We start from the raw sequence: 19,414 nt of genomic DNA on the forward strand, positions 1-19,414 counted from the left end.
CATGGCGGCCGATTGCTAACACGGAAAATCAACCCACTACCTCAGTGTGAAGATTTGTCGTGAAAGTCTATCCGCCTGCATTTCGTTTATTTTGGCGCGGCTGATGCGTGGGATTCCCCCGCCGGGAACGCGACATTGTTTCAACATATCAGCGCTATTACCGATGGTACCTTGAGCTTCAAAGACGTTACGGAGGCGTTTCCGCTAGGAATTGGGCCGGGTAGAACAGAACTGATTGTTGGAGAAACAGTCGACACGGAGGCGCTCTTTCAACAGGGAGGTACTGCATAATAAGTCTGGCGGGGGCTAGAGAGATGGGCGCTCGTTTAGTCAGTCTTTCTTGCCGAAAGGACAATCGGGAAAAGCGAGTGCAGCTTCATTGGCAGGTGCTCCCTCCGCAGAAGCACTTTTTTTTTCGATTTCTTCGCTGCATCTCCTGTCCTTGTCTGTCCTGAGGTGGTTCGGTGGTTGTACAAGACTACCCTGTCATTGCGGAATGTTTTGTCGACCGCTCTCGCGCATTGTTGCTCGACGGTGTTTCGAGGCCGGATTGGATGAGGGCAGGGCCGACACCCTGCCGCGTTCCCATATGACGGTAACTATGCGCGTGCGCCATCCTGCTGTGGCTGTGGCACAACGTTCGCTGGCCGCAGTGCGCGCCTTTGTTGGATCAGATCCATCGACAATCCCGGAGATCCGGCTTTTTCGAACAAACTTGTCCACCGCTCCCCAAACCGCCCTTACAATCGCTCCCGCCTTCTTACGGAAGTCTGTCGTGCACACCGGCTGATGGAGAGAGGGACGGTGCCTGGCTGGTGGCGCAGAGGTGTGTCACTGGGTGATGAACCCCCAAGTCAGGGCGGCATGAAGCGGCGCGCGCAGTCTTGTTTTCCCGGACAAAGTTCCGGGCCGCCGACCGAAGCTGCAAGACCACCGAGCGGGCGGTCCGAGGATCGCTATACCTTTTAGACGTTGCGATGCTTTGACCGCCCGTCTTCCAGTTCAACGACAATCCGGTCTCAGGGAATGAGGCGCGGCGGCGATGGCGCGCGCCTCGTCGGTGGAGATTGGCCGCCAGTGAAAAGGGAAGACGCGGAGGGCGGGGTACACGGCCAACCGCCACTACCCCGCCGCCCGCCTTCTCCCCCTCAAGAGCCCATGATGCCGCCCGATCACCCGGCCCGGATCAGATCGGCGGCGCGTTCGGCCACGGCAATCGTCGGCGCCATGGTGTTGCCCGAAGTGACGGACGGAAACACCGAAGCGTCGGCGATGCGCAGGCCATCCAGCCCGTGCACCTTCATCGTTTGCGGGTCGGTGACGGCCATCTTGCCGGTGCCAATCGCACAGGTCGAAGTCGGGTGATACATCGTCATGCAGTGGGACTTGATGTAGTCGCGCAACTCGTCGTCCGTCTGCAGGTCGCGGCCCGGTTCCACCTCGCGGCCGACATATTGCTTGAAGGCCGGCTGGTCGGTGATCTCGCGCATGATCGCGATGCCGCGGATCAGGCGCTGCATGTCGCGGTCGTCCTGGCAGAAATTGTGCTGGATCAGCGGTTGCTCGTGCGGGTCGGCGCTGTGCAGGCCGACATGGCCGCGCGAATGCGGCCTGAGATCGGTGGCGTGCATCGCCCAGCCATGGGTGAAAAAGCTGTCGGCGGCCTGGGCCGAAGCGATGGTGGTGCAAAAGAACAGCTGCAGGTCGGCGCGCTCGGCATCGGGACCCGACTTGACGAAGCCGCCGGCTTCGGCCGTGTTGGAGGTGAACGCACCGCGCCGCGCGAAGATCCACTTCAGCACATGGCCGATGTTTCGGTGCAGCACGCGCGGCGACAGGCCGTAGGTCTCGTAATTGGTCGCTTCCTGCTTGACCCATGTATCGAGGTGGTCGTGCAGGTTCTGGCCGACGCCGGGCAGTGCGTGGACGACCTCGATACCCTGCTTGGCCAGTTCGTCGACCGGGCCGATGCCCGACAGCATCAGCGTTTGCGGCGTGTTGAAGGCGCCAAGCGCCATGATCACGTCGCGGCCGGCGCTGATCGTTTGTTTCTGACCGTCGCGCTCATAGTCGACGCCGGTGACACGCTTGCCGTCCATCACCAGTTTCAGCACCTTGGCTTCGGTGATGAACTCGACATTCTTGCGCTTGCGGGCCAGCGCCGCGTAGCCGGACTCCATGCCCCAGCGCTCGCCGCCCTTCTGCTGCAGCCAGTGGTAGCCGATGCCTTCCTGGTCGACGCCGTTGAAGTCTGCGTTGAGCTTGTAGCCGGCTTCCTGGCAGGCCTTGAAATAGACCTCGCACATCGGGTTGGGGCTGCGCGGCGGGGCGACATTGTAGGGGCCGCCGGTGCCGTGGAAACTGTAGTCGACCATGTCCTTGACCGGCGTGCCCTGGATGTGGTGGCCGGGGGTGTAGTTCGGGTTGGTCGTGATCTCGAAGTTTTCCGACTTGATGAAATAGCGCTTCATCTCGTCGCGCGACCAGCCGGTGGCGCCCTGTTCCTCCCAGTGGTCGAAATCCTCCCACTGGCCGCGGATGACGATCATGCCATTGATCATCGACGAGCCGCCGACGGCCTTGCCGCGCGGCAGGTCGAGCGCGTTGCCGCCGAGCCCCTGGTTGGGTTGGCCCTTGTACATGTAGGTCATCTTCGGGCCGCCCAGGAATGCCAGGTTCGGCATCATGAAGGCGACCATGCCGAGCGGCATCTTGACCATGGTTTTCTTGTCGTTGCCGGCCTTGCCGTATTCCAGAACGGCGACCCGTACATTCGGATCTTCGCTCAGCCGATAGGCCAGCACACATCCGGCGACCCCGCCGCCGACGATCACGTAGTCATACATTCTGGATCTCCCCTCCCGGTCCGGTCCGGATTATTCGGCAGCGTTGGCCGTGTCGCCCTCGAACACCTCGTAGGGCGAGTTCGTCGGCCATTGCGGCCACAAGGGCACCATCATGATGCCGCCGATCACCAGCAGGCGAAGCGGCACGTCGCCGGTGTTGACGACACGGTGCTTGAGATTGGGGCGCTGCAGCGAGGCGCCACCCTCGACCAGCGGATGGGTTTCGCCGTCGATCTCCAGCGCACCATTGCCCGAGAGGACGTAATAGACCTCCTCGCAATTGTGCCGGTGCATCGGCGAGGCGTGGCCGGGGTCGATTTCGACCAGCCCCATGCACAGCGTGCGGGCATCGAGACCGGTGTCCGGATAGACGAGCTTCAGGTCGCGGACGGCCTTGTCGGTCTGCTGCATCGGCGCGCCGTCGAGGATTTCCTGCGGCGTGATGGTCGTGCGTTGCTTGACGAGATTCATGGTCCCTCCCTCAATTACCCAATAGTTTCAATGCCATTGCGAAGTCTCCGCGGTTCCTCAGATGCTGCGCAGCGCGTCGTTCATGTGGGCCTCCATCGCCAGCCGCGCGGCGTCGGGATCGCCGGCGGCAATCGCCTGGGCAATCGCCAGGTGACCGCTGGCGGCGAGATCGCGTCCGGAGGTGTCGCGCAAGGTGCGCAGGCGCAGCGGTTCGGTCCGGTCGAGACAGGAGCGCAGCAACTCGTCAACGAGCGTGTTCTCGGTGATCGCGGCGATTTCTCGGTGAAAATCGGCATCGGTCTGCGAAAGCGTTTCGGGCGGTGCCGTCTCCAGCCTGCGGGCGAGTTCGATCAGGCGGGCGGCGCGTTCCGGCGTCGCCTTGCGGGCGGCGAGTTCGGCGATGCCGGGCTCGACGATCTTGCGCAGCTCGACCATCATGCGCAGCGCTTCCTCGCGCTGGCCGATCCAGCTGTCGAGCGACGATGCGCTGCGAACCGCAGGCTCGACGACATAGGTTCCCTTGCCATGCCTCACTTCCACAAAGCGCTGGGCCTGCAGGAGCTGGATAGCCTCGCGGATGGCGACGCGCGAGACCGAAAAGGACTCGCTCAATTCGCGTTCGCTGGGCAGTTGAGCGCTCGGCTCGATTTCACCCGATTCGATGCGTTCCCGAATCTTGTTGGCAACCTGAAAGGACAGGGGCGCGCGTTTCAACGTATCGAACTGAAACGGATTGCTGCTCATTTTCGATCTCCCGGAGTCGGTGTCCGATTGCTACGCACGGGCGATCCGCGCCGCTCAACCGATCCTCCACTGTAATCGAATTCCGACATCAAGCCTCCTGTCAGGACTTGTAGCTGGTCCTACCACATGATATCTGACGTAACAACGCTCTTGTCAACATATGTTATTTTTGTATACATATGATAATGTGGTTGCGTAACGGAATGCGGCGAAAGAGCCGTGATCGGGGAAACCGGGGGGAGAGGCGCGAATGCGCGTGCGGAGCGTAAACTACGTGTTATGCCGCGCCGAACTGGCGCGACCGATACCCTTGTCTTGCGGATCGCTGACGCATCGAAACTTCGGCCTTGTTCGTATCGAGACCGATTCCGGCATCGAGGGTTGGGGCGAAACGTCCGTCAACTTTCCGCCTTGGACATATCGCGAGCGCGCCGCGACTATCGAGGAGGGCCTCGCCCCGATGCTTGTCGGCGAGGATGCCCGCGATGTTCTGCGGCTGCGCGACATGATGGTATCGGCGACGCGGCCATTTACCCGGATGTGGTCGGAAGGCGCCATTGCGCAGGCGATTTCCGGTGTCGAGATGGCGCTTTGGGACGCGCTCGGAAAAGACCTGTCGCAACCGGTGGCGCGGCTGCTTGGCGGAGCCCGTCGCCGCGAGTTCGAGTGTTATGCCACCGGCATTCGCGCCGATGACCCGCCGTCTGGCGCGCGCGACGCGGTGGCGGCCGGCTACCGCGCCATAAAGATGCGTGTCGGCTTTGGCGACGAGAAAGACATCGCGACTGCACATGCGGTCCGCGCGGCAATCGGTCCGGACATTGCCCTGTTGATCGACGCCAATCAGGCGTTCGATCTTCCCCGCGCGCGCAGGATGGTTGCCGCGCTGGCCGAGGTCGATCCCTACTGGATCGAGGAGCCTGTCCTTAACGACGATTTTGTATCGCAGGCGCGTCTGCGTGCCGAGTTTCCGGGCGTCCGCTTTGCATGGGGCGAAAATGCCGTGCGTCTCTCACATTATCGCAAGGTTGCTGAGGAGCGGCTGGCCGACATCCTGATGCCCGATCCATGCCGTTGCGGCGGAATGGCGGCGGCGATGGATGCGGCAAGGATCGCCAATGCAAGCGGTCTGCCGGTGTCCGCCCATCACTACGGATCGGATGTTGGCTTTGCCGCCATGCTGCATTTCATGGCCGCCTGCGAGCACACCGATCTTGTGCTGCGCGACGTGGCGCCGGCTGCTCTGCGCGACGACCTGATCGTCGAGGATTTAACGCCAGTCAACGGAATTGTGCGCTTGCCCGATGGTCCCGGTTTTGGCGTGACGCCAAATGCCGAGGTCATCGCCGCATCGCAATACAGGATCTAGGCCGAACGGGATCAAGGGAGGTGGACCCCGAAATGACGAAACACGTTCTCTACCACGAGTTGTCGACGATGCGCGGCGATGTCCGTGCCTTTCTCGACCAGCCGAAGAAGCATTTCATCGGCGGCGATTTCGTTGATGGCGCGAGTGGCGAAACGTTCTGGACCGAGGATCCGGGCCTGGAGATCGTGCTCGCCGATGTTCAGTCCGGCAATCAGTCCGATGTGGACGCGGCGGTCGAGGCCGCGCGGCGCGCCTTCGAGGGCGAGTGGACGGCGATGGTGCCGGCAGCGCGCGCCGCATGCATGTTCAAGCTGGCCGATCTGATTTACGAGAACCTGGACCAACTGGCCGAGTTGGAAGGGCTCGACACCGGCAAACCCGCCCATGTGGCGAAAGCTCTCGAACTCCCGTTTGCGGCAGAAGTCTTCAGATACTATGGCGGTTGGGCGACGAAGGTGCGCGGATCGACGCTGGACCTGTCGCTCAATCCGGAAAAGTTTCACGCCTATACCCGCTCCGAACCGGTCGGCGTAGTCGCCGGAATTATTCCCTGGAACTTCCCTTTGGCGCAGGCAGCCTTCAAGATCGCGCCGGCGCTCGCGGTCGGCTGCACGGCGGTGCTGAAGCCGGCTGAACAGACACCGCTGACCGCGCTTCGGCTTGCCGAACTTGTCGTCGAGGCGGGCTTTCCCGCGGGCACGATCAATGTCGTGACCGGCTATGGCCACACGGCGGGTGCGGCGCTGGCCGCCCATCCCGGGGTCGACAAGGTGACATTCACCGGCTCGACCGAAACCGGGCGGCGGATCATCGCGGCGGCCGGTGCCTCCAACCTGAAACGGTTGACCTTGGAGCTCGGCGGAAAATCGCCGCTGATCATCTTCGCCGACGCCGACATGGAACGGGCAATCCCGACTGCGGCGGCGGCGATCTTCGGCAATGCCGGACAGGTCTGCAATGCAGGCTCGCGGCTCTATGTCGAAGCGTCGGCCTATGACCGGGTGGTCGAAGGCGTCGTCGAAATCGGCCGCAACATGCAGCTCGGCTGCGCGCTCGACGGCTCGAGTGAGATTGGGCCGCTGATGTCCAAAACGCAGCTCGACCGCGTAACCTCGATGGTCGACGCCGCCCGCGGCGAAGGCGTCTCCGTTCTATGCGGCGGCGGTCGCGAAGGCGAAAAGGGACATTTCTACGCGCCGACCGTCCTGACCGGCATGGACACAGCTTCGAAGATCGCCACCGAGGAAATCTTCGGTCCGGTTCTCTGCGCGATGTCCTTCGATGACGAGGAGGCGGTGCTGGCGGAGGCAAATCGCACGAACTACGGACTTGCCGCCTCGATCTGGACCGAGAATGCCGGTCGCGCGCATCGCATGGCAGCTGGCGTGAAGGCGGGTGCGGTGTGGATCAACAGCTTTGGCGTATTCGATCCGAACCTGCCGTTCGGCGGCTTCAAGGAGTCCGGTTGGGGCCGCGAATTCGGGCCCGAAGGAATGGCCGCGTTCATCGAGACAAAGGCGGTCAGTATGCACATTGGCGGATAACGCCTGAAAACAGGAAAAAATTCGGAACATCGAGAAGGGGGCGGGCACTCGGAAGGCCACTAGTCGTTAATTTGCTCAATAAAGGGAGGAGCACATGACCAAAGTGACGAAAAACGATCTGAAGGGGATCGAGAAGAAGGACGAAGGCGGGATCACCCGCCGCGTATTTACGCGTGGTGCCTTGTCGGCGGCGCTGGCCGCGCCACTGTTGGCCAATCCGGCTTTCGTACGCCAGCTTCAGGCGATGGATTTTTCCGGAAAGAAACTGACGGTGATGATCAACCAGCCGCATGCCGGATCGATCGACCCGCTTTCGGCGGGCTTTGCCGAATTGACCGGTGCGACGGTCGAGGGCGTCACGGTGCCCTATGACCAGTTGCGCGCCCAGGCGACACTCGACGTGGTGTCGGGAACCAATTCCTACGACGTGTTCGAATACTTCTATGTCGATGTCGAAGCGATGGTCGCCGACAATGTGCTGGCCGACGTGACTGACCGGATCGAGGCCGCCAAGGACGAGATCGACCCGGACGATTTCATCGGATCGCTCTACGACACCTACACCCTGGTCAATGGCCGCCGCTACGGCCTGCCTTATGATGGCGACACCCACGTCCTGTTCTACAACCAGGAACTGCTCGACAGCGTCGGCGCCAAGCCGCCGAAAACCTGGGACGACTACGCGGCCGTCGCCAAGGCGATCACCGAGAAGGAGCAGGCAAACGGGAAGTATGGCGCGCTTATCATGGCCAAGCAGATCCCGATCATCCTGTGTTCGAGTTATGCCAACCGGCTTGGCGGCCATGGTGGCAATTTCATGGAGAACGGCGCGCCGTCGCTGACCTCCGATGCTGCGATCGCCGCCGCGCAATCGTTGCTGGACGCCGCGCCTCATGCGGCGCCGACCCCGCTGGAAACCGAATTCGGCAATTCCATTCCGAACTTCCTCGGCGGTCAGGCCGGCATGATCGAGTTCTGGACGGACATGGGCACCTGGGCAGAGGATCCGGGGCAGAGCAAGATCGTCGGCAAATGGGGCGTTGTTCCGATGCCGCTTGGCAGCGGCAACACCGTCCACCGCCCGGCCATGAACGCCGGTTTTGGCTTCGGTGCTTCGACCGGCTCCAAGAACCTCGACATGTCCTGGGAGTTTGTGAAGATGGCCTCCTCGAAGGAGTTCCACCTTTCGGTCCTGACCAACAACAAGACGGGCGTCGACCCGACCCGGACCTCGGCCATACCGGCCTACAAGGAGTTTGCGCCAAAACAGGGCGATGTCGTCGAGAAAGCCATTTCGGATGCCTTCCCGTGGCCGCGCAATCCGGAATCGCCGGAATTGATGCAAGCGCTGACTGACGAACTCGGTCTGATGCTCTCGGGCTCCAAGTCCGCCGAACAGGCGATGGCCGACGCACAGGCCGCCTGGGAAAAGATCCTCGGCTAGGAAAGCGGTCCGGAATTGTCATCTGTTGTTTCAAACCAAGGCGCCGCCCCGCGGAATCCCAATTCCTCAGGGCGGCGCATGGCGTGGCTCGCGGCCACGCCGCTGATTGTCGGGATCGGCGTGTTTGCCGTCTATCCCTTTATCTATCTCTTTATGCTGGCTTTCACCGAAAGCAGCCTGGCGCGGCCGTTCCAGGAGTGGACGGGTGTCGGCAATTTCGCATCCGCCTTCGATGACGACCTGTTCGTCGCATCCATCGGACGCTCGGCGGCGTTGGCGCTGTTGTCGACCGCCGTGGCGATGCTGATTGGAACCGGCGTCGCGATGCTGCTCGACAAGGCAGTGCGTGCGCGCGACCTGATCCGCACGCTGATCCTGCTGCCGCTGCTTACGCCACCGGTCACGGCGGCGATCATGTGGCAATTGATCCTGATGCCGCAGGGCGGTTGGCTCAATGCCGTGATGACCGACCTGTCGATCATCAGCCAACCGATGAGCTTTCTCGGTCAGCCGACCTCGGCCTTCGTCTCGATCATGGTGGTCGATGTCTGGCAGTGGAGCCCGTTTGTCGCCCTGATGGTTTTTGCTGCGTTGCAGACACTGCCCGGCGAGGTTTTCGAAGCCTCGCGGCTGGAGATCCGCTCGCCCTGGACCGTGTTCCGGCACATCACCCTGCCAATGCTGGCGCCGGCCTTGCTCGGCATTGCTGTGCTGAAACTGGTGATCTCGTTCAAGCTATTCGACATCGTGTTCGTCCTGACAGCCGGTGGGCCGGGGCAGGCCACGACGATATCCAGTTTCTACATCTACCGGGTCGCGATCCAGCAGTTCGACATCGGGCTGGCCGCCGCGCAAACGCTCGTTTTCGCCATCGTTGTCGGTCTGGCGACGCTGCCGTTCACCATCGCGCATGACAAGGCCGAGGAAAGACTGTCGTGAAGAGCCGCTACTACATTCCGCTGATGGCGCTGACGCTGCTCTTCTTCACCTTTCCGATCTGCTTCATGGCGCTGGTGTCGTTGAAGGGGCAGGCCGATATCACCACTGGCCACGTGTTTCCATCGACCCTGTTCTGGCAAAACTATCCGGATGCCTTCGATTCCATCGCGCTGGACAAGTATCTGCGCAACTCGGCAATCGTCGCGACCTGCGGTGCGTGTCTAACTTTGCTGATCGCCGTGCCGGCAACACACGGAATCGTGCGCTATGGCGTCGGCGAGAAATGGCTGCCGTCAGTGATCCTCGGCAGCTATGTCGCACCGCCGATCGTCGCCCTGTTCCCGCTGTTTTTCCTGCTGCGCAACATGGGGCTGGTCAACACCCATGTCGGGCTGATCCTCGTCTACGGGGTAATGAACCTGCCGGTTGCGTTCTGGTTGCTGTCGTCCTTTGTGCGGCGGCTGCCGGTGGAACTGGAGGAAGCCGCCCGCGTCGATGGCATCAGCTACTTTCGCCGGCTGCGGTCGATCGTCATACCGCTGTTGATGCCGGGCATCGCCAGTACCGGCATAATCTGCCTGATCCTGTCCTACAACGAGTTCCTTTTCGCATCCTTCCTGGCCCGCAGCGCCGACACGCAGACCGTGCCGATCGGTCTGTCGTTGTTTCAGGGCGACCGGCAATTGCGCTTCGGACAAATGGCCGTCGCATCGCTGGCGGCGATGGTGCCGGTTTATGTGCTGGCGGTGTTCTTCCAGCGCTGGCTGGTCGGCGGGCTTACAAAGGGCATCGGAAAGTAACGGCGCCGGGACGGCAACGTCACGAAAAGACACGACAAGCTTCGGCCGGATTGGGGGCGATCGCGCTTCGGGCCGCAACGGGAGACAGGAAATGGCGGGAATACGCCTGCGAAACGTGAAAAAGCGCTACGGTGCGTTCGAGGTCATCCACGGTGTTGATCTCGATATCGACGACCACGAGTTCGTGGTTTTCGTCGGACCGTCGGGCTGCGGAAAGTCGACGCTGCTGCGCATGATCGCGGGGCTCGAAGTAACCACGTCGGGCGAGATCTTCATCGGCGACCGCAACGTAACCGGTATGGAGCCGGTCGACCGCAATGTCTCGATGGTGTTCCAGTCCTACGCGCTTTATCCGCACATGACCGTGGAGCAGAACATGGGCTTTGCGCTGCGCGCCAACGGCATGGACAAGGACGAGGTCAAAAGGCGGGTCGGCGAGGCGGCTGGCATCCTGCACATCGAGGAGTTTCTCGACCGCAAGCCAGCCGCACTGTCCGGCGGGCAACGCCAACGCGTGGCGATCGGTCGGGCAATCGTCCGCCATCCGGATGTGTTCCTGTTCGACGAACCGCTGTCGAACCTCGACGCCGAACTGCGCGTGCACATGCGCTTCGAGATTGACCGGCTGCACAAACGGCTCGACGCGACCATGGTCTATGTCACGCACGATCAGGTCGAGGCGATGACGCTGGCCGACAAGATCGTCGTGCTTAGGGACGGTTACATCGAACAGGTCGGCACGCCGCTTGAACTGTTCGACAATCCGGACAACCAATTCGTCGCCGGTTTCATCGGCGCGCCGAAAATGAACTTCGTGCCCGCCGTGGTCGAAGAACAGGGTGAGGCCGGCACCAGGCTGGTGCTGCCGTCGCTCGGCTCGCCAGCGCTGACCATGCCGCTCGGCGACCGCACGCTTGAAAGGGGGCAGACGGTCACGCTCGGTATTCGACCGGAGCACTTCGCGTTCGAGCCGTGCGATGGCGCGCGGCTCGAATTGGTCTGCGAACTGGCCGAGCAATTGGGCGACATCGCCTATCTCTATTCAGCGTCGCAGGATGGCGAGCGGTTGATACTCGGTCTCCGTGGCGACCGCTCGAAGCGGGAAGGCGACGCTATCGAAGCCTACATACCCGCCGAACGGGCATTCCTGTTTGACGGGGATGGCGGCCGCATCCGCTAGGTGTGGAGCCTCAATAGGTTGTCCGTGCGTTGCATCCATGCCAATGGGGACCGCGACCCCTTACGGCCGTCCACAGCTGCGGCTCATAAAAACAATTGGCAATGGAGGCCCCTACGCGATGTCCGCGATGATCGAATCGACCCTGCTTGACCGTTTGAACGACGGTGATCTGTTGCGCCCGGCGGGTGTCGTTGGCGGTGTATGGGCCGATACGGTGCCTGGCGAGGCAGTTTTTGCGGTCGATAACCCGTCGACCGGGGCCGTGATTGCAAACCTGCCGGAAATGGGCGCAGACGAAACGCGCCGCGCCATCGATGCTGCTTATGCCGCACAGAAGGACTGGGCCGCCCACACCGGCAAGGAGCGTTCGGCGGTTCTTGGCGCGCTCTTCCGGCTGCTGGTCGAGAACGCGGACGATCTGGCGACGATCCTGACAACGGAAATGGGCAAGCCGTTTGCCGAAGCGCGTGGCGAGATCTTGTACGGCGCGTCCTACGTCGAGTGGTTTGCCGAGGAGGCCAAGCGGTCGGGCGGCGATCTCCTGCCGGGCCATCAGCGCGACAAGCGCATCATGCTGATGCGGCAGCCCGTCGGTGTCGCCGGCATGATCACACCCTGGAACTTTCCGAACGCCATGCTGGCGCGCAAGATGGCGCCGGCGCTCGCGGCCGGTTGCGCAGTGGTCGCCAAGCCGGCAGAGCAGACGCCTTTGTCGGCGATTGCCCTTGCCGTCCTTGCCGAACGCGCGGGGCTGCCAGCCGGCCTGTTCAACCTGATCATCGGCACCGACGGTCCGTCGATCGGTAAGGAAATGTGCAGCAACCCGAAGATGCGGAAGATCTCGTTTACCGGCTCGACCGAGGTTGGCCGCATCCTGCTCAGGCAGGGGGCCGATCAGGTTTTGAAGATGACGATGGAACTCGGCGGCAATGCGCCGTTCATCGTCTTCGACGACGCCGACATTGATGCGGCGGTCGAAGGCGCGATGATCTCCAAGTACCGCAATGCCGGGCAGACTTGCGTCTGCGCCAACCGCATCTATGTGCAGTGCAGCGTCTATGACGCATTTGCCGAAAAACTCGGTGAAAAGGTCGCCGCACTGAAGGTCGGCGACGGTTTCGCGGACGGCGTGACAACCGGACCGCTGATCGACGGACAGGGACTGGCAAAGGTCGAGGATCATATTGCCGATGCGGTCGCCAAGGGTGCCAAGGTCGTCGCCGGCGGCAAGCGCTCGCAAGCCGGAGGCCTCTTTTTCGAACCGACCATTCTGACCGGGGTGACATCGTCGATGAAGGTGGCGCGCGAGGAGACCTTCGGCCCGGTCGCGCCGTTGTTTGCCTTCGATACGCCAGACGAAGTGATCGAACTTGCCAACGATACCGAATTCGGCCTTGCCGCCTACTTCTATGCGCGCGATCTGTCGAGGGTATGGCAGGTTGCTGAAGCGCTTGAATACGGCATGGTCGGCGTCAATACCGGTCTGATCTCCACGGAAACCGCGCCGTTCGGCGGGGTCAAGCAGTCCGGCCTCGGGCGCGAGGGATCGCGTTACGGTATGGAGGACTATCAGGAGATCAAGTATGTCTGCGTCGGCGGGGTCTGAGGCGGACTGACGCGTCAAGGCGTGATGGGCCTGAGGGGCTTGTTTTCCTAGGCTTTTCGCGGTTGGTTAGCGGCAGACGGGGATTACATCGTGCTTGATTTCGCCATAGCCTGGGACTGGCTGACATTCGCCGTGCGCTGGTTGCACGTGGTCACGGCCATCGCCTGGATCGGATCGTCATTCTATTTCATCGCGCTCGATCTCGGGTTGCGCCAGCATCCGGGGCTGCCGGAAGGCGCACACGGCGAGGAATGGCAGGTCCATGGTGGCGGATTCTACCATATTCAGAAGTACCTCGTCGCGCCGGCGTCGATGCCCGAGCACCTGACCTGGTTCAAATGGGAATCCTACGCGACCTGGCTGTCGGGCGCGGCGCTGATGGCGATGCTCTACTACGCCGGTGCAGAACTCTATCTGATCGACCGCAATGTGCTGGACGTGCCCGCATGGGGCGCGATCGTGATCTCGCTTGCGTCGCTGACCGTCGGATGGATTGTCTATGACCGGCTGTGCAAGTCGCCGCTCGGCGACAGCGACACCGGATTGATGTTGCTGCTTTACGTGTTGCTGGTGTTCATGGCTTGGGGCTACACGCAACTGTTCACCGGCCGCGCGGCGTTCATTCATCTCGGCGCGTTTACCGCGACGATCATGAGCGCCAATGTGTTCTTCATTATCATTCCCAACCAGACCAAGGTTGTCGCCGCGCTGAAGGTCGGCAAGAAGCCGGAGCCTGCGTTGGGCAAGGAAGCCAAACAGCGGTCTTTGCACAACAACTACCTGACGCTGCCGGTCATCTTCCTGATGCTGTCGAACCATTACCCGCTGGCGTTTGCGACACCTTACAACTGGGTGATCGCCTCGCTGGTGTTCATCATGGGCGTGTTGATCCGCCACTACTTCAACACCAAGCACGCACGCAAAGGCGAACCGAACTGGACGTGGCTGGTGTCTGGGATCGTCTTTGTAATCATCATCTGGCTGTCCACCAATCCTATCCGCTATGTGGAAGAGGAGGCGGAACTGCCGTCGCGCGGTGCCGAACGGCTGATGGCTTCGGTCGAGTTCGATGCGGCGCGCGACGTGGTGCTGTCGCGCTGCTCAATGTGCCACGCCGCCGAACCGGCCTGGGACGGCATCCACTGGCCGCCGAAAGGTGTGCGGCTGGAAACCGATGTCCAGATCGCGACGCTGGCGCGCGACATCTACCTGCAGGCCGGTGTCAGCCACGCCATGCCACCCGGCAATGTTACAGACATCCCGGCCGAGGAGCGCGCAGTGCTCGTCCGCTGGTATCGCTCGCGTGGGGATAGTTAGTTGAGCGCTACGCTGTTTCGGGGGCGCCTTCTCTGGTTCGACCATGAACCGGAAGGCGCGGAGGACATCAGCGCCTACAACTATGTCGAAGATGGCGGACTGGCTGTCGAGTTTGGCCGCATCGCCTGGTCTGGCCCTTGGGCGCAGCTGCCTGCGAAATGGCAGAAGGTGGAACCGGTCGACCACCGCCCGCATCTTATCGTTCCCGGCTTCATCGACTGCCACATTCATTTCCCGCAGGGCCAGGTGGTTGGCTCCTATGCCGGCAGCCTGTTGGAGTGGCTGAACAATTACACCTTTATCGAGGAACAGAAATACGCCGAGCCCGCCCATGCAGGGCGCATGGCGGGCGCGTTTCTCGACATGCTTGCCGCCTATGGCACGACGACTGCACTAGTCTACGGATCGGTGCACCGGCAATCAGTCGACGCGTTGCTTGGCGAAGCCCTGCAACGTGACATGCGGATGATCGCCGGCAAGGTGATGATGGATCGCAACGCGCCCGAGCCACTGACTGACACGGCACAGTCGGGTTATGACGATACCAAGGCGCTGATCGCCGATTGGCACGGCAAGGGCAGGGTAGAGGTCGCGATATCGCCGCGCTTTGCGTTGACATCGACGGATGCCCAGATGGAAGCGGCTGGAACGCTGGTCCGAGAACATCCGGACTGCCTGATGCAGACGCACCTGTCCGAGAACCACGCCGAGATCGCGGCGGTTGCCGAGCTGTTTCCCTGGTCCAAGGACTACACCGACATCTATGACCACTTCGGTCTGCTCGGGCGAAAGAGCATGTTCGGGCACTGCATCCACCAAAGCGAGCGCGAAATCGCACGCATGTCGGAATCCGATTCGGTCGCGGTTTTCTGCCCGACTTCCAACCTGTTCCTGGGGTCGGGGCTGTTCAGTCTGAACAAGATGCGCTCGGCAAATCCGCATGTCCGGCACGCGATCGCGACCGACATTGGCGGTGGTACGTCCTGGTCGATGCTGCGAACCCTCGACGAGGGCTACAAGGTGCTCAACCTGCAGGGCGAGCGCTATCATCCGCTTCGCTCCTTCTATCAGGCGACCCTCGGAAATGCCGCGGCGATTGGCATGGAAGACCGGATCGGCAAGCTTGCCGCCGGCTACGAAGCCGACTTCATTGTGCTCGACGCCAAGTCCAACCCGGCGATGGCTCTGCGGTCGGAAACGATCTCGACGCTTTCAGAGGAATTGTTTCTGATGCAGACGCTCGGAGACGACCGCACGGTGGCTGCGACCATTGTGTCAGGTGTCACAGCACACCAGCTTCCGAAGCGGTAGGACTGCATCAAGTCAAGCGACCGGCAACCAACAAGAACAAGATGACTGGTCGGTAAGGGATGGCGCTTCCGGGTCAAACGACCCGGTAGCCGGCCTCCTCCGCCGAACGGCGCAGCAACTCCCAAAACGAACGTGCGAACGACCGGAAGACGTGGATGTCGAACGCGTCGGGCCCAACGCGTTGGATCTGTGCGAAGATGTCATGGTGGGCGGTCGACAATCCATTCGTTTCTTCCATCCTGTCCTCCGACAAGTCGACCGCGAAGATCTTCGCCAGCACCCAGCGGCTCCTCTTGCCTTCGATGCGGATGATCGTACGGCCATGGCTGAGGTCGGTGACCGTGCCGCTCTCGCCGACGCTGTCGGCGAGCCGGGCGACCAGTGCGGCGTTGTTGCCGGTCACGAGCCAGCGGCGTGGCGCGATGTTGAACGCCGCCGCGGCCTCGGAGTATGCACCCGCACCAGGTCCGGGAGCGAGCGTGAGGCCGGTTGCGCCGGCGATTGCCGCCAGCGTTGTGTCTTTGCTACCGCGCCAGGCAGCGACCTCGGCGATCGACAGGCCGAAGCGCTCGCTCAACGTCAGGATTTCGCCGTCTTCGGGCAGCGCGCCGAACTCGCCAAGCTGGTAATGGCCGGCAAGCGGCGAGGTGGCGTGCTCGCGGTTCACGGGATCGGCGACAAAACTCAGCGTGTCAGCCATGCATCCGTTCTCCCTTCGGATCATAGAAATGGTGGCTGGCGATCTCGACCGGCACATGGGTGCCGGTACGCGCCGGATCGGTCGCGTAGACCGTCGTGCCGATGCGCGCCGGGCCATTGGAGATCAGCGCAAGGCCGATATAGCGGCCGAGCGCCGGCGAATAGCACATCGCCGTGACGTGGCCGATGCTCGGGCCGGGATTGTCACGGTCGTCATATTCGACGATGTGGCTGCCGCCATGCAGCTTCTCGCCGGACAGGGACACCACGCCGACAAGCGACCAGCGCTGCGGATCAGTCAGCCCTTCGCGGTCCATCATCGCCGAGCCGATGAACGGCTTCTTCTTCGAGATCATCCAGTCGAGATGCAGGTCGCTGGCCGTGGTGCGGCCGTCGATCTCGGCACCCGTGACATGGCCCTTCTCGATACGCAGCGCGCCGAGCGCCTCCAGGCCGTAGGGCTGGACCGCGTGGGTCCGGCCGGCCTCGATCAGCGCGTCCCAGACATGCTGGCCGTGATGGGCGCCGCAATAGACCTCGTAGGCCAGTTCGCCGGAGAACGACAGGCGGCAGACGATGACCGGCACGCCGGCGATTTCACCATGCGCGATGCCCATGAAGGGCAGCGCGCCGTCGTCGACCGCGGTGCCGGTCACGCAGGCGGCGAGCAGGTCGCGCGATTTCGGGCCGGCGATGGCGGCACCCGCCCACTGGTCGGTGACGGAAGCTAGGTTGACCTTCAGATCCGGCCACACGACATCGAGGAAATACTCCAGATGCTGCATCACCGGGCCGGCGTTCGCCGTGGTCGTGGTCATCAGGAAGCGGTCTTCGGCGAGCCGCCATGTGGTGCCGTCGTCGAAGGCGAAACCGTCCTCGCGCAGCATCAGCCCGTAGCGCGCCTTGCCGACCGGCAGCTTGGCGAAGCCGTTGGTGTAGACCCGGTTGAGGAACTCGGCCGCGTCGGGGCCGGCGATGTCGATCTTGCCGAGCGTCGAGACATCGACGATGCCGACATTGGCGCGAACATTGCGCGCCTCGCGGATATAGGCCTGCTCGACCGTCTCGCCCGGCGCATTGTAGCTTTCGGGCCGGTACCACAGCCCGGCGGCATACATGTCCGCACCGTTTTCGACATGCCAGTCATGCATCGGCGTCAGCCGTTCCGGCCGCAGATCGCCATAGCGCTCGGCAGCGAGCGCGCCGATGGCGACCGGTGTGAACGGCGGGCGGAAACGGGTCGTGCCGACTTCGGGAATTGCGCGGTCGAGCGCTGCGGCCATGATCGCCATGCCCGGCACGTTGGCGGTCTTGCCCTGGTCGGTCGCCATGCCGAGTGTGGTGTAGCGCTTCAGGTGCTCGACCGAGCGGAAGCCCTCGCGATGGGCGAGCCGTACATCGTCGGCGGTGACGTCGTGCTGGAAATCGACAAAGGCCTTGCCGCCGGCCGCGCGGACCTCGAACACCGGCGCCGGCGGGTCGATGCCGTCTCCGGCTGCCGAGCCCGCGACCTCCCAGCCACAGTCCTTTGCGGGCGGCGCCAGGAAAGCCTGCAGTCTCTCGTCCCAGACCGGCTTGGCGCCGGCCTGCGAGACCAGCGACACCACCGGCGACCAGCCGCCGGCGACCAGCAGGGTGTCGCAGGCGACCGCGCGCGTCTGGCCGGACACGGTGCCGGTCGCGACATCGAAAGGCTGCGCGAACACCGAGCGCAGTTCCGGGCGGCCTTCGGTGCGGATCACCGCATGGCCGGAAAGCAGTTCCGCGCCAATGGCTTGAGCGTGATTGCGCATCTCGTCGGCGATGTCGCGCCGCACATCGACAATCACCGGAATCTCCGCGCCCAGGCGCTTGAGAAACAACGCCGTTTCATAGGCGCTGTCATTGTTGGCGAAGACCACCATGCGCTTGCCGACCAGTACGCCATACTCGGCGGCGAAGCGCCGCGCCGCGCCGGCGAGCATGATCCCCGGCCGATCGTTGCCGGCAAAGACGAGGCTTCGCTCCAGCGCGCCGGTGGCAACGACCACATGTCCGGCGCGGATAATCCAGTGGCGCTGGCGCGGTTCGCCTGCGCCCGGCGCGCGTTTGTGGTCGCTCACGCGCTCCAGCGCCGCCACCGTGTTGCCGTCGTAGTAGCCCCAGGCCGTGGTGCGCGGCAGCAGGCGCACATTGTCGGCCGCCTCCAGTTCGGCGATGGTCTCGGCGCTCTCGTGGTCCATGCCGGTCTCGGCGAGATTGGCCGATCCGCCGAGAGCCGCTGCGGTTTCGCAGACGATGATACGCTTGCCGTCGGCGGCGGCCTTGCGCGCGGCGTCCAGCCCGGCCGGACCGGATCCGACGACGAGAACATCGCAAAAGGCGTTCATCCGCTCGTAGCGTGCCGGATCGGCAACCGTTCCAGCCGAGCCGAGCCCCGCCGCGCGGCGGATGAAGTATTCGCAGACCATCCAGAACCGGGTGCCCTTCAGCGGGCCGAGCACCGGTCCCATGAAGGTCTTGTAGTAGAAGCCCGCGCCGAGCGCCTTCGATGCGAACTGGTTGACCGCCATCAGGTCGAAGCCGAGGCCCGGAAAGCGGTTCTGGCTTTCGGCGCGCAGTCCGTCGTAGATTTCCAGTTCGGTCGCCCGGATGTTGGGTTCGCGCGCGCCGTCGGTGGTCACTGTGACCAGTGCATTCGGCTCTTCGTAACCGGCGGCCAGCACGCCGCGCGCGCGGTGATACTTGAACGACCGGCCGAGAAGGCGGACACCGTTGGCGAGCAGTGCGGAAGCCAGCGTGTCGCCGGCAAATCCGGTATAGCCGCGATTGTCGAAGCTGAAGTGGATCGGCCGGGTGCGATCGATGCGGCCGCCGGCGGCGATACGATGCGACGTCATCGCATGTCCTCCTTGCCGGCGAGCTTGACGCTCAGGATTTCGTGGGTCAGCGTGTTGCGGGTGACGACGAGATGGGCGCGGCACCCGCCCGAATGCTGCCAGATCTCGCGATGCACGCCCGCCGGATTGGCCCGGTCGTAGACATAGGCGTTCCACGCGGCCTGGTCGCCGGAGGCCGGGTCGGGGCGCTGGACGGACGCGTCGCCGCGATAGGTGAATTCGGCGAGGTCGCGCGGGCCGCAATGCGGGCAGTTGATGATCATCG

At 63.0% G+C, this 19,414-nt stretch carries 15 protein-coding genes; 9 read left to right on the forward strand and 6 right to left on the reverse strand.

Features of this window, described 5'->3' with window-relative positions:
* Positions 1–1,172: 1,172 nt before the first annotated feature.
* The 3 genes from ACO06R_RS07715 to ACO06R_RS07725 are packed head-to-tail and all read right to left on the reverse strand — an operon-like array spanning position 1,173 to position 4,061.
* The gene (locus tag ACO06R_RS07715; protein WP_421858085.1) at positions 1,173–2,846 is read right to left on the reverse strand and encodes a GMC family oxidoreductase; all 1,674 of its coding nucleotides are present in this window, start codon (positions 2,844–2,846) and stop codon (positions 1,173–1,175) included.
* 30 nt (positions 2,847–2,876) lie between these two features.
* The gene (locus ACO06R_RS07720; RefSeq protein WP_421858088.1) at positions 2,877–3,317 is read right to left on the reverse strand and encodes a cupin domain-containing protein; all 441 of its coding nucleotides are present in this window, start codon (positions 3,315–3,317) and stop codon (positions 2,877–2,879) included.
* A 57-nt stretch (positions 3,318–3,374) separates the two neighbouring features.
* Complete coding sequence (locus ACO06R_RS07725) at positions 3,375–4,061, reverse strand: FadR/GntR family transcriptional regulator (protein ID WP_421858091.1); 687 nt, start codon at positions 4,059–4,061, stop codon at positions 3,375–3,377.
* Positions 4,062–4,311: 250 nt separating this feature from the next.
* Between ACO06R_RS07725 and ACO06R_RS07730 the strand changes: the two genes are divergently transcribed.
* The 9 genes from ACO06R_RS07730 to guaD all read left to right on the forward strand — a co-directional run bounded on the left by ACO06R_RS07730 (position 4,312) and on the right by guaD (position 15,571).
* Complete coding sequence (locus ACO06R_RS07730) at positions 4,312–5,430, forward strand: mandelate racemase/muconate lactonizing enzyme family protein (RefSeq protein ID WP_421858094.1); 1,119 nt, start codon at positions 4,312–4,314, stop codon at positions 5,428–5,430.
* Positions 5,431–5,462: 32 nt separating this feature from the next.
* The gene (locus ACO06R_RS07735; RefSeq protein WP_421858097.1) at positions 5,463–6,974 is read left to right on the forward strand and encodes an aldehyde dehydrogenase family protein; all 1,512 of its coding nucleotides are present in this window, start codon (positions 5,463–5,465) and stop codon (positions 6,972–6,974) included.
* A 94-nt stretch (positions 6,975–7,068) separates the two neighbouring features.
* Positions 7,069–8,418, forward strand: coding sequence for an ABC transporter substrate-binding protein (locus tag ACO06R_RS07740; RefSeq protein WP_421858100.1), 1,350 nt, complete (start codon positions 7,069–7,071; stop codon positions 8,416–8,418).
* Positions 8,419–8,496: 78 nt separating this feature from the next.
* Positions 8,497–9,357: a carbohydrate ABC transporter permease gene (locus ACO06R_RS07745; RefSeq protein WP_421858103.1), complete on the forward strand. Its 861-nt coding sequence runs from the start codon at positions 8,497–8,499 to the stop codon at positions 9,355–9,357.
* Positions 9,354–10,157 carry a carbohydrate ABC transporter permease gene (locus tag ACO06R_RS07750; RefSeq protein WP_421858106.1) on the forward strand — a complete coding sequence of 268 codons (804 nt, stop codon included), beginning with the start codon at positions 9,354–9,356 and terminating at the stop codon, positions 10,155–10,157. Before ACO06R_RS07745 ends, ACO06R_RS07750 begins: the two co-directional genes overlap by 4 nt.
* Before the next feature lie 91 nt (positions 10,158–10,248).
* Positions 10,249–11,337, forward strand: a complete 1,089-nt coding sequence (locus ACO06R_RS07755) for an ABC transporter ATP-binding protein (protein ID WP_421858109.1) — start codon at positions 10,249–10,251, stop codon at positions 11,335–11,337.
* Between the two features lie 127 nt (positions 11,338–11,464).
* Complete coding sequence (locus ACO06R_RS07760) at positions 11,465–12,943, forward strand: NAD-dependent succinate-semialdehyde dehydrogenase (protein ID WP_421859269.1); 1,479 nt, start codon at positions 11,465–11,467, stop codon at positions 12,941–12,943.
* Between the two features lie 90 nt (positions 12,944–13,033).
* Positions 13,034–14,260 (forward strand): urate hydroxylase PuuD, encoded by a 1,227-nt coding sequence (locus ACO06R_RS07765; protein ID WP_421858111.1) that lies wholly within the window; start codon positions 13,034–13,036, stop codon positions 14,258–14,260.
* Complete coding sequence (gene guaD / locus ACO06R_RS07770) at positions 14,261–15,571, forward strand: guanine deaminase (RefSeq protein ID WP_421858114.1); 1,311 nt, start codon at positions 14,261–14,263, stop codon at positions 15,569–15,571.
* 73 nt (positions 15,572–15,644) lie between these two features.
* Here guaD and ACO06R_RS07775 read toward each other — a convergent pair whose 3' ends face one another.
* From ACO06R_RS07775 to ACO06R_RS07785, 3 genes are read right to left on the reverse strand one after another with little or no spacing between them, the layout of a single operon-like run.
* Positions 15,645–16,271, reverse strand: a complete 627-nt coding sequence (locus ACO06R_RS07775) for a sarcosine oxidase subunit gamma (RefSeq protein WP_421858117.1) — start codon at positions 16,269–16,271, stop codon at positions 15,645–15,647.
* Complete coding sequence (locus tag ACO06R_RS07780) at positions 16,264–19,149, reverse strand: 2Fe-2S iron-sulfur cluster-binding protein (protein WP_421858119.1); 2,886 nt, start codon at positions 19,147–19,149, stop codon at positions 16,264–16,266. Before ACO06R_RS07780 ends, ACO06R_RS07775 begins: the two co-directional genes overlap by 8 nt.
* The gene (locus tag ACO06R_RS07785; protein WP_421858121.1) at positions 19,146–19,412 is read right to left on the reverse strand and encodes a sarcosine oxidase subunit delta; all 267 of its coding nucleotides are present in this window, start codon (positions 19,410–19,412) and stop codon (positions 19,146–19,148) included. Before ACO06R_RS07785 ends, ACO06R_RS07780 begins: the two co-directional genes overlap by 4 nt.
* Between the last annotated feature and the right edge of the window lie 2 nt (positions 19,413–19,414).

Source organism: Oricola sp., from assembly GCF_965230365.1.
GTDB lineage: Bacteria > Pseudomonadota > Alphaproteobacteria > Rhizobiales > Rhizobiaceae > Oricola.